The 10,742-nt window shown below is 58.0% G+C and carries 12 protein-coding genes and 1 tRNA gene; 5 read left to right on the top strand and 8 right to left on the bottom strand.

Going from position 1 to position 10,742, the window contains the following annotated elements:
* Positions 1-445: hypothetical protein (locus FYJ85_RS23290; protein ID WP_206213300.1), on the top strand; the 445-nt coding region annotated here is incomplete at its 5' end.
* A 203-nt stretch (positions 446-648) separates the two neighbouring features.
* Here FYJ85_RS23290 and FYJ85_RS18310 read toward each other — a convergent pair.
* The 6 genes from FYJ85_RS18310 to FYJ85_RS18285 form a co-directional block, all read right to left on the bottom strand.
* Positions 649-1,497 carry a helix-turn-helix domain-containing protein gene (locus FYJ85_RS18310; RefSeq protein WP_154420032.1) on the bottom strand — a complete coding sequence of 283 codons (849 nt, stop codon included), beginning with the start codon at positions 1,495-1,497 and terminating at the stop codon, positions 649-651.
* 781 nt (positions 1,498-2,278) lie between these two features.
* Positions 2,279-2,366, bottom strand: a tRNA-Ser gene (locus FYJ85_RS18305).
* A gap of 95 nt (positions 2,367-2,461) precedes the next feature.
* Positions 2,462-3,085, bottom strand: coding sequence for a CDP-diacylglycerol--glycerol-3-phosphate 3-phosphatidyltransferase (gene pgsA, locus FYJ85_RS18300; protein ID WP_177994700.1), 624 nt, complete (start codon positions 3,083-3,085; stop codon positions 2,462-2,464).
* Between the two features lie 22 nt (positions 3,086-3,107).
* On the bottom strand, positions 3,108-4,460 hold the full coding sequence (gene rimO / locus FYJ85_RS18295; protein ID WP_154420028.1) for a 30S ribosomal protein S12 methylthiotransferase RimO: 1,353 nt from the start codon (positions 4,458-4,460) through the stop codon (positions 3,108-3,110).
* The gene (locus FYJ85_RS18290) at positions 4,457-5,305 is read right to left on the bottom strand and encodes an inositol monophosphatase family protein (RefSeq protein WP_154420026.1); all 849 of its coding nucleotides are present in this window, start codon (positions 5,303-5,305) and stop codon (positions 4,457-4,459) included. The genes rimO and FYJ85_RS18290 overlap by 4 nt, the downstream gene beginning before the upstream one ends.
* Positions 5,305-6,000: a type II secretion system protein gene (locus tag FYJ85_RS18285; RefSeq protein WP_106052659.1), complete on the bottom strand. Its 696-nt coding sequence runs from the start codon at positions 5,998-6,000 to the stop codon at positions 5,305-5,307. Before FYJ85_RS18285 ends, FYJ85_RS18290 begins: the two co-directional genes overlap by 1 nt.
* A 167-nt stretch (positions 6,001-6,167) precedes the next feature.
* Here FYJ85_RS18285 and FYJ85_RS18280 point away from each other — a divergent pair, with 167 nt between their 5' ends.
* The 4 genes from FYJ85_RS18280 to FYJ85_RS18265 all read left to right on the top strand — a co-directional run bounded on the left by FYJ85_RS18280 (position 6,168) and on the right by FYJ85_RS18265 (position 9,665).
* On the top strand, positions 6,168-8,132 hold the full coding sequence (locus FYJ85_RS18280; protein ID WP_106052660.1) for a sialate O-acetylesterase: 1,965 nt from the start codon (positions 6,168-6,170) through the stop codon (positions 8,130-8,132).
* On the top strand, positions 8,129-8,584 hold the full coding sequence (locus FYJ85_RS18275; protein WP_106052661.1) for a GNAT family N-acetyltransferase: 456 nt from the start codon (positions 8,129-8,131) through the stop codon (positions 8,582-8,584). The genes FYJ85_RS18280 and FYJ85_RS18275 overlap by 4 nt, the downstream gene beginning before the upstream one ends.
* A 115-nt stretch (positions 8,585-8,699) precedes the next feature.
* Positions 8,700-8,942: a hypothetical protein gene (locus FYJ85_RS18270; protein WP_106052662.1), complete on the top strand. Its 243-nt coding sequence runs from the start codon at positions 8,700-8,702 to the stop codon at positions 8,940-8,942.
* A 276-nt stretch (positions 8,943-9,218) separates the two neighbouring features.
* Positions 9,219-9,665, top strand: a complete 447-nt coding sequence (locus tag FYJ85_RS18265; RefSeq protein WP_106052663.1) for a hypothetical protein — start codon at positions 9,219-9,221, stop codon at positions 9,663-9,665.
* 157 nt (positions 9,666-9,822) lie between these two features.
* Here the strand turns inward: FYJ85_RS18265 and FYJ85_RS18260 are convergent, their stop codons facing one another.
* Both FYJ85_RS18260 and FYJ85_RS18255 read right to left on the bottom strand, forming a co-directional pair.
* A complete protein-coding gene (locus tag FYJ85_RS18260) occupies positions 9,823-10,179 on the bottom strand; it encodes an Hsp20/alpha crystallin family protein (protein WP_158703820.1) in 357 nt (118 codons plus the stop codon).
* Between the two features lie 16 nt (positions 10,180-10,195).
* Positions 10,196-10,660, bottom strand: coding sequence for an Hsp20/alpha crystallin family protein (locus FYJ85_RS18255; protein ID WP_106052665.1), 465 nt, complete (start codon positions 10,658-10,660; stop codon positions 10,196-10,198).
* Positions 10,661-10,742: the final 82 nt, after the last annotated feature.

Below are 10,742 nucleotides of genomic sequence, written 5' to 3'. Positions count from 1 at the left end.
GATCGAAATGAGTTGCGCAATCCTGAATCTTTTTCCCGGTTTTCGGGCTGAGCTCGTCGTCAAGCGCCAGAAGAATACGCCCGTCAACAGACGGATCGCCGAGTTCGAGGAGCAACGCATCCCAAAGCTTGCGCCACGGGATTTTTCCGGAATTGATGAAATTGTAAAACCGTTTGAGCGTGAAATGGCTTGGAATGAAATTGGAAAAACACCGGAATATCGAGCTGATTCTTCCGGGTTGAACTCCGGCGACAAGTCCGATGATGATGATTTGGAAAATGGGTTGACGATAAAATGGGATTTCGTTGGTTGCCTTACCGAGCAATTCGTTGAATTTCATCACTGTTTCCTCCAGTTGGTTGCGATCTGTGGTAATATAGCACAATCGACTTTTGGAGTTGCCATTTCAGGCATTGATAATCAACGACTTACGTTGGAAATTTGACACACAGAAAGGGACCTGTGAGCGATGAAACCAAAATTTTCACCAAAAATGACAAAAACGGCGACAAGTGCGCCTCAGGAGGGCAGGAATCAGGCTTAAAATTGATTTTTGAGCGGGGAGTCGCAATTTTAGTCCGTCCTTGGCGCTTCCCCGGTCAGCCAAAAAAATTCGTGTTTTTTTCAATCAAGGTCGGCACAATAAATTCAGGAACTTCTCTCGATTCGCGGGAGCAGTTCAAAAAAACAGGAAAACTTGAATTCTATTCCTTTCATCATCTTTTTTGCCAACTGCTTGAACAGGTCGGCAGTTTCTTCATCCATCGGCGTAAGCTGTCCGATCTGTCCGGCAACCATCGCCGCTACATCGTCAATGGAAAGCGGGTTTTGCTTCTGTTCCGCCAATGCGTCCCGCATGGCTTGGAACATCGCGGCGGTCACAGCTTCTCCCGGCTGTTCCCCGTTGTCAATGTCTTTCTTAATATCCCGCAGGATAGCAAGAAACACATTTTTGATTTTTTCAATCTCCGCTTCATGTTCCCCCATCTTCTGAGCGTTCAAAAGCTGTAAATCCCGCTTTGCTTCCGCCCGGTGTTCCGGGTGTTCTTTCATCAGGTCGGACAGGGAAGCCGTTGCTATCTCGATAAGCTGGTTTCTTGCTGTTATCCCCTTTGCCGCCGTGTCCTGAAAATAAATCCGTATCAAATCTATCAGTTTGGGAAAATTCCTGTGTTCCAGTAAGCGATTGAGTATTTGCACATCAACAGCACCCGTCACAAGCCCCCTCACGGCTCCCTCTGACAAGCCTAATTCAGAAATATCATAGCTCTTACGGACGCTCACGGTGGACAAGCCCAGTATGTAGTCTGTCGATACCTTAAATTCCTTTGCCACACCGATGAGAATATCACTGCTGACCGTTCTCGTTTCGCCGCTGACAATGCGGCTCAACTGGGAAGCAGAAACGCCTATCTTCTCCGCAAGTTCCTTTTGTGTGATGTGGTTCCCGTTGCATAAATCGGAAATCCGCTGTCCGGGTGTTCCGGGTAAAGCCATAGACACGCACCTCCTCCGCATACTTCCATTATACAAGATGATTGCAAAAATGCAATTTCCAAAGTGTAAACTTCATCAAAATGCAATTCTCGCAAAATTCCGGGACCAAACCTGCCGGAGCCCTTGTGATTGCAAGACGCGAGAAGAGCTGTAATGGCAACACCTCCTTACAATCATTTGAGTATGTTCAGCAAGAAGAAAAATTACACAAAAGCCCCAAACCCCAAAGGACGAGAGAGTGAAATGTTTTTAAAGAAAATTTCACAGAAAACGGGGGGCTGAATGAAAAATGGCAGCCATATGTTCAACGGCACCCTTTTTGCCAGTTAAAATAGAACGATTTTTGAGGCGGAAGAGGCAACGTTTTTCAAATCAGACTGAGGGTGCGGAAAAAATCTTGATAGAGAAATGTTTTCTGGCCCCCCGTTAAAACAGGGTGTCAGTTATAATTTTTGAACTCAAATCCGGGTCAGAAAAAAGAGGGTGTTTTTTCATTTCGACCGAGTGCGATACCCCCCACCCATGCCAGTTACACTACAAAAATTAAAGATTGTTCATAATCAACGACTTGCTACTTTAACTGAATTTTTGACCTTTTCAGCAAAACTCAGAATTCAGACGCCGAAGTCGTGATTTTCCTTTGAAAAAGACCTTTTTTCAGATTCTGAGTGTGTTTCAAACACACCGCTTCGATTTTCGCAAATCCCTTTACACCAACGACTTTTAGCGCTTTTGAATAAAAGATTCTCTTTTTATCAGAAATCAGACGGGGAAAAATAAATGGCGGAGAGAGAGGGATTCGAACCCTCGGTACCTTGCGGTACACCACATTTCCAATGTGGCGCCTTCGACCACTCAACCATCTCTCCGTTTACCGAAACCGGATTTCTCCCGGCTCAGCGCTATTCAATATAGCGCCTTTTTGCTCTTTTGCAAGCCGGAGCAGACGAAATATCGCTGAAAATCATGCCTTCCCCGCGTCATCCTCCCCCAGATAGAGCGAATGGTAACGAACGAAATAGCCGGCACCCGAACCGACCGTGACCAGCACGATGCCGCAAAGATATGCGATCCAGACATACCAGAGACGGATTCCGAACCACTTCTCCTGCTGCAGGTCGAACTCCCAGACCCACGATGCACCCGCGATCGCCAGCATCAGCATCTGGAGCGCTGTTTTGAGCTTTCCCCAGTGATCGGCAGAAATCACGACCTGCTTCTTCGCGGCCAGCGTCCGCAGCCCCGTCACCATGAACTCCCGGCAGAGCACCGCGATCACGATCCAGGCCGGCATCAGGCGGCATTCGACCGCGATCAGCATCGTCGCCGTCACGAAGATTTTGTCCGCCAGCGGGTCCATCAGCGCACCGAAATCGGTCACCTGATTCCAGCGCCGCGCGAGATAGCCGTCCAGCAGGTCGGTCCCCCCGGCGATGATCGCCAGAATATAGGCCCCCAGACGGATTCCGAAACGCACTGTTTCGGACGAAATGAACGTCTTGTCCGCCACCGTGGCCAGCACCACGAAGACCAGGACAAACAGAATTCTGCTGATCGTCAGCATATTCGGCAGGTTCGGCAGTTTCATACGATCTGTTCCTTTCCAAAAATCAAAGCTGTTCCGCAGTAAACTCGTAGCTGTCGGCCCCGGTGATCCTGACCGGGCAGAACTGCCCGGGCCTGAGCCGTTTCGCGTGCAGGAGAAGAATCCGGTTGTCGATCTCCGGCGCATCCATCATCGCCCGGCCGACCGCAACCCGGCCGTCCACATCATCGACGAGCATGCGGACCTCGCGCCCGATCCAGTTCCGGTTCACCTTCCGCATGATCTTCTTCTGAAGCTCCAGAAGCCTCTTCGCCCGCGTCTCGGCGAGCTCAAGCGGAATCTGCCCCGGCAGCTTCGCCGCCGGCGTCCCCGGCTCGGGCGAGTACGGAAACACCCCGCAGCGTTCGAACTTCTGCTCTTTCACGAAAGCGGCGAGCTCCTCGAACTCCTCGTCCGTCTCCCCCGGGAAACCGGTGATGAAGGTGGTGCGGATGGTCAGATCCTTCACCTCCTCCCGCAGTCTCTCCAGCAGCGCAACCGTCTCCGCCTTCGTCACATGACGACCCATCGCCTTCAGAATCCTGTCGTTGATGTGCTGCAGCGGAATGTCGAGATACGGCAGCACCTTCGTCCCCGGACGGGCCAGGAATCCGATGAACGAATCCGTGTAGTGGGCCGGATGCGTGTAGAGCAGCCGGATCACGAAATCCCCCGGAATCGCGTTAAGTCTTTCGAGCAGCCGCGCAATGTCCTCCCCGTCGCCCGGACGGTCGGCGCCGAAGGCCGTGATATCCTGCGCGATCACGAGCAGCTCCTTCACGCCGGCATCGACGAGGTTCTTCGCCTCGGCTTCGACCGACGCGATGCTCCGGCTCCGCAACACGCCGCGGATTCCCGGAATCGCACAATAACTGCAGCGGTTGTTGCACCCGTCCGCAATCTTCAGATAAGCCATGTGCGGCACGGTCAGCTGCAGCCGCGGCGTGGTGTGGTCGTAGAGCCAGAGCGGTTCCCTGCCGCTCTCCGGAACGCGCTTTTCGTCGAGCAGCGCGGCGATCCCGGCGACATCGTTGACGCCGGTCCACAGGTCGACCTCCGCATAGCGCCGGCGGTAATCGCCCGGTTTGTCCCACTCGGTCAGGCAGCCGGCGACGACCACGGTCCGGCCCGGACGCTCCTTCTTCCAGACGAGCGCCTCTTCGATCGCCTCCTCCGCCTCGCGGCGCGCGGCCGGGATGAAGGCGCAGGTGTTGATGACATAAAGGTCCGCCTCGTTCGGATCGAACGCCAGCGTGCGGCCGGAGGTCAGCAGCGTCCCCGCAATCACCTCGGTATCGACCAGATTCTTCGAGCAGCCGAGGCTGACCATGTAAACCGCGCTTCCGGCCGGACCGGAACTTTCTTCACTCTTTCTCATGACAGGTTCTTTGCTTTCACTTGATTCCAGATCGCTTCCGTCCCCTGACGGTCGGGAGCGATGACCACATAATCTTTCTGCCGCCAGCGGTGCGGCCCGTTCTCCAGATAAAAATTGCCGCCGGAGACCACATCGAGCCCGAGCTCGCGGCCGTCCGCGCCGCGCGCCTCGAAACCGGCCAGCTTCAGAAGCGGCATGCCGCCGGCCAGATCCCACAGCTTGCAGTGCTGGATCATGCCGTAGACCTTCCCGCGCAGCAGGCAGTCGTAGACGCCCACACAGGTGGACCAGACGAAAAGCTGGTTCGGAAACGAAATCTCCCAGCCGCGCGCCGCGTTCTGCGCCGCGCAGACCGGCGCGGCGGGCGTATAGCGCATCGGTTCCGGCGTGAACGGCTCGACTTCGGGCGCCCCGGAGAGGACGCGGCGGGCGCGGAAAATCGAACCGCGGCAGGTCAGGAACGCCTCGTCGCGGGCCGGAAGACAGATCGCCCCCTCGGTCAGCATGCCGCCGCGCATATACCCGAGCGAGATGCCCCAGAGCGGAACGCCCGCCGCATACGGCGCAGTTCCGTCGATGGGATCGACCACAAAGCACTCCCCGGCAAGGGCGGCGGAAATGTATGCCTCGTCACGCCGGTCGACGGTCTCCTCGCCGATCAGGTAAAGCGCTTCCGCCGGACGGTCGAACCGGGCGGCGAACAGCGCTTCGATCTCGCGGTCGGCCTGCGTCACCGGCGTGTGGTCCGCCTTGATTTCGAGCGGCGGATCGTCATAATAGCGCAGTGCGATCTCTCCTGCCTCCCGGAACAGTGCCAGAACGGTATCGATTTTCCAGCGGTTCATCACTGTCTGCTGTTGTCCTTTACGGTATTGCTCTCGCTCGCCGACCAGGAGGTGCCGAGCCAGCCGGAGAGCCGGTCGGTGTAGTAGGTGACCCGGTCGAAGTCGTATTCCTTGAATTTTTCCGCATGTCCGTCCGCCATGCAGAAGGTGAAGCCGCCGTGGCGCGGATCCTGCTTGTACGGGGCGGCATTCTGCGTATAATTGTCCTGATCGCTGTCGGTTTTCGTGAAGAAGTCGGAACGGCTCTCTTCGACGAGGATGATGCCGGCGGCGCCGACCCTGGCGCGTTCGAGCAGCACCTGCCGCCAGGAATAATCCCGCGCCATGCCGGACTGGTGCCTGATCCACGGCTCATGGACGTTCATCGAATACGAGAAGTCGCGCTCGGCGTCGGCCGGACAGTGGAAGAACTGTTTCTGAGCCCCCTGGTTGACCCGCAGCTGGTTGGTCCAGCCGCGCACGCCGTCCTCCCAGTCCGGCGCGTTTTCGGGAGTCGGATAGGTGCCCCGGAACCCTTCCTGATACATCGCCATCATCATGCCGATCTGCTTCATGTTGCCGAGGCAGTTCGTCGCTTTCGCCGCATCGCGGGCCCGGTTCAGCGCCGGCAGCAGCATCCCGGCCAGGATTGCGATGATCGCAATCACAACCAGAAGTTCGATCAAAGTGAAGCATGTCGCGGATTTTCTCGGCATTTTCGTTCTCCTTCCGGTTGCTTTTTCGGTGTGACGTGGCTTATTATAATACATTATGTACTATATGGCCGCCGCAACCTTTTTTCAAGCGCCGCAGGCTGAATTCGCACAAAAAGTTATAAAAATCTGATAATTCAGAAAATTGAATCAATACAGGAGAAAAATCCATGCTGAAACTCGCCGCATTGTTCGGGGACAACGCCGTTCTGCAGAGAGACCGGGCCGTTCCGGTCTGGGGCTGGTGCGCACCGTTCCGCCGGGTCCGCGCCACGCTCGGGGACGGGAGCGCCGAAACCCGTTCCGGCGCGGACGGGAAATTCCTGCTCCGCTTCCCGCCGATGCCGTCCGCCGTCCGCCTGACGCTTCAGGTCACCGAGCTCGAAAGCGGCGAAACGGCGACGGCGCAGAACATCGCGCTCGGAGAAGTCTGGCTCGCCTCCGGGCAGTCGAACATGGAATTCAAGGTTTCCTCGCTCGCCGACGGCGGCGCGGAGCTGAGACGGCGGGCCGACGCCGGTGAACTCGACGCGGTCCGCATGCTGACCGTGCCGCGCAATGCGCTGCTGACCCCGGCCCGGGATGTCGACGCCGCCTGGCAGACTGCGTCGGCGGCCACGATCGACGACTGGAGCGCCGTGGCCCTCTTCTTCGCAAAGAAGCTGGCCGATGAGCTCGCAGTTCCGGTCGGCGTTCTCGCATCGAGCTGGGGCGGCACGATCGCCGAGGCGTGGACCAGCGGCGAAACCCTGGCGCGGAATCCGGATATCGCCAGAGCTTATTCCGAATACCTGCTCCGGACGGGCAGCACCGAATACTGGGATTCGCTCTCCCCCGAGGAGCTCGAAATACCGATGCGCAATTTCGAAACGGCATTGTTCACCCACCTGCCGCCGGAACCGGAGAACAGCGGCTTTTCCGCCGGCTGGGCGGAGAGCGCCTACGACGACTCGAACTGGGACCGCACCGCCCTGCCCGCCCAGTGGAAGGAGTTCGACCTCAATACCAACGGAACCGTCTGGTTCCGCCGCAAGGTCGAAATTCCGGCGGAATGGGCGGGCCGCGAACTCATTCTGACCCTCGGCGCCGTCGACAAGCACGACATCACCTACTTCGACGGCGTCGAAGTAGGCCGCACCGGCAGCGGATACGACACGTCGTGCTGGGACGTCTGCCGGGTCTACCGGATTCCCTCAGAACTGGTCAGGCCCGGACTCCGGGTCATCGCCGTGCGCGATTACTCGTTCGCCTACGACGGCGGGCTGACCGGCCCGGCTTCCGGCATGAAGCTGGCCCCGGCCGACGCGGAGCGCGAGAAGATCTCGATCGCCGGCGAATGGAGCTACAAGATCGAAACCGATCTCGGCCCGGCCTTCCCGCATCTCTCCGGCATGGGGCTCTGCTGCCCGAACTCGTTCTCGATCCTGTTCGACAACATGATCCGCCCGCTCGTACCGGCCGCGCTCCGCGGCGTGATCTGGTATCAGGGAGAATCGAACGCGATCCGCTTCCACCAGTACGAGAGGCTCATGCGCGACCTCATTGCGGACTGGAGATTCCATTTCGCCCAGGGCGACATCCCGTTTCTGCAGGTTCTTCTGGCCGGATACCGGACCGCGATGGACTACGACCCGAATTCGGAATGGGCGCCGATCCGCGAAGCGCAGAGCCGCGCCGCCGCCGCGACCGGAAACCTCGTCGCCTCGGCGGTCGACGCCGGCGATGCCGCAGACATCCACCCGAAGGACAAGCAGACCGTCGGGGAACGCCTCGCCGCCGCCGCCCTCATGCAGGCATACGGCGGCAAAGAGGAGGGTTCCGGGCCGGTATTCCGCTCCCAGACCCGTTCCGGCGATGCGCTGCTCCTCTCCTTCGACCATGCGGCAGGCGGGCTCATCGCGCCGGACGGCAGGCCGCACGGCTTCTGGATCGCCGGAAACGACCGGGTTTTCAAACCGGCCGAAGCCGTGATCGCCGGAGTCAAGGTCGCCGTTTCAAGTCCGCAGGTTCCGGAGCCGGTCGCCGTGCGCTACGGCTGGAGCGACAACCCCCGGTCGGCCGATCTGCGCAACAGCGCCGGACTGCCGGCGCTGCCGTTCCGAACCGACAAATTTGATGACGGTGAAAACGAATGACGGAGGCGATCCGCATCCGTCCGGCCGCCGAAGCGGACCTCCCGGAGCTCGTCGAACTCCTGCGGCAGCTGTTCGAGCTCGAGCAGGATTTCGAGCCGGACGCATCAAAGCAGCAGGCGGGCCTCTCGCTGATGCTCGAATCGCCATTCGCGGAGCTTCTCGTCGCGGAATGCGGCGGACGGGTCGCCGGTTTCTGCGGCGTGCAGCTCCAGATTTCGACTGCGATGGGAAGCTATGCCGCCCAGATCGAGGACCTGGTGCTGCACCCGGAGTTCCGGCGGCGCGGCATCGGGAGCCGGCTCCTGGACGCGGCCGGCGCGTGGGCGAAACAGCGGGGCGCCCGGCGGCTCCAGCTCAACTGTGACGACCAGAATCTCCCGGCCATGCGCTTCTATGAGGCGCGGAACTGGATACGGACCCATCTGTTCAACTATTTTAAATTCAATTTTTAACTGTGCGGAGGCGCCTTCCGGGTTGACTTTTCCCCCGGAAGGTGTTATTGTGATACTCATCCGTAAAATATGAAACAGTCAGCCATCCATGTCAAAATAAGGAGAATATGGAAAAATGGAACATAAGAAAGAGATTTTCGCGGACGGCATCGGCCAGATTCACTTTGCGGGCGGCATGGTCCGTTTCGATTTCGTGACCCTGCAGCCGAACGAAAACGGCGCGGCCCCGACTCCGGTGGTCAACGAACGCATCATCATGCCGCCGCAGGGCTTCCTCGGCGCGTTCAACTCGATGCAGCAGCTCATCGACAAGCTGCTCGAAGCCGGCGTCCTGCAGAAGAACGAGCAGGCCAAGTAAAAGCCAGCCGCAGCCGATCGCTTTGCTGCCCTTCCGGAGTGTTCCGGAAGGGCTTTTTTTCTGTCCTCGAATCTCCCGAATCAACAATAGAAAAATATTTCAGCAACAAAAGGATAATTCATCAAAATCCATAAAATCAAATATATTTTCATCAAATTCCGTTAAAAATGCGCTTCCCCGTTTGCATTTTCCCGCAGGTCCGCTACATTAGCAGACAGAACCGCCGCGTCCCGCCGATGCGGCGGAAGAGAATCCTAACAAAGAGGGAAGGGAAAAATGAAAAAACTGTATCTTTCGGCTCTGGCCGCCGTTTCCGCCGTCATGGTCATGACCGGCTGCACGACCGTCAACAACAACGACGCGGCCAATGACTTCAAGGCCGTCATGGTTCCGGCCAAATTCGAATCGGTCATCACTCACAAGGATACCAAGGTCAGCGGCGAAGCCCAGCTCAACGTGCTTTTCTCGGTCTTTTCCTGGGGCGTCAGCGAATTCGCGGACCGCAGCTTCGAAAGCAGCGACAACGGCATCGGGCTCTTCCCGAATCCGTACGCGCTGGTCAAGCAGGCCGCCACCTTCGACGCCTGCAAGAAGAACAACTGCGACGTGCTCCTGAATGCGAAGTATGAAATCAACACCACCGACTACTTCGTCTTCAAGATGATCAACTGCAAAGTCTCCGGGTATCCCGGCGTCGAAACCGGAATCAAAGCGGTCAAGTAACCGGACCCGTTCCGTATGAAAATACCGCGGCGCTTTCCCGCCGCGGTATTTTTTTCGGGCGCCGGCTCGGCAGCCGGAGCAAAAAAACGCCCGGCAGGGGCTGCCTGCCGGGTTCTCCATCCTCACTGACCCGGGTCCGCGACCCGGATGGCATCCGTCACTGCACCTTGATGCGGTGCACTCTGGCGCGTTCGGCCTTCGGAATCTCAAGCGTCAGGACGCCGTCCCTCGACTTCGCGGAAATCTTCTGGACGTCAACGTCCTCCGAAATCCGGAAGTTGCGCTTGAAGACGACCGGGCGGCCGTTCCGCTTGAGCGAACTCTTCGCAGTCATGGTGAGAACACCGTTCAGAACCTCGATGTCGACCGTTCCGGAATTCGCCCCGGGGACCTCGAACTGGACCGTAACCCCGTTCTCCCCTTCCAGGATATCCACCAGCGGAACCAGCGTCACCGGCTCCGGCATGACCTGAACTTCATCCTTTTCGTTTTCCCTGACATTTGCGGTATCCATAATCCTCACCTCCTGCTTACTGAACCTTGACCACATGAGCCTTGTCGACGGCCTCCTCTTCCCGCGGAAGCACCACGGTCAGCACACCGTCGTCGTAAGTCGCGCTCGCCTTCTGCCCCAGCACCTTCACCGGGAGCTTCACGGACTCTTCGTAGCTCATGGTCGAGCGTTCGCGGCGCAGATAATGCTTCTCCTCACCGCCGTCGCCGCGCTCTTCGCTGCGTTCGGCACGCACGGTCAGAACGTCGCCGAGCATTTCGACTTCAATTTCGTCGCCGCGGCAGCCCGGAAGCGGAAGCGTAACCTTCACCTCCTTCTCGCCGACCTCCACGTCAAGCATCCTTCCGCCGATCCGGTCGGACATCCACTCGGGACCGAAATCGGCAACTTGGTCGAATACGGAACGAAACAGCTCGTTCAGACCGCCCAGCGTCGCCGGCAGCAGGCCGTCGTTCCCATTCCATCTCGTCATAATATTCATATCAATACCTCCTTACGTTCGACTCCCCATGTCGATGCTTCCGTATCAGCACAAGGCATGCCAAGTCGTTTCATCCCCATGC

It is taken from the genome of Victivallis lenta, assembly GCF_009695545.1.
GTDB classification, from domain to species: domain Bacteria; phylum Verrucomicrobiota; class Lentisphaeria; order Victivallales; family Victivallaceae; genus Victivallis; species Victivallis lenta.
Note: the sequence above shows the minus strand (reverse complement) of the source record. Positions and strands in the feature narration are given on the sequence as shown.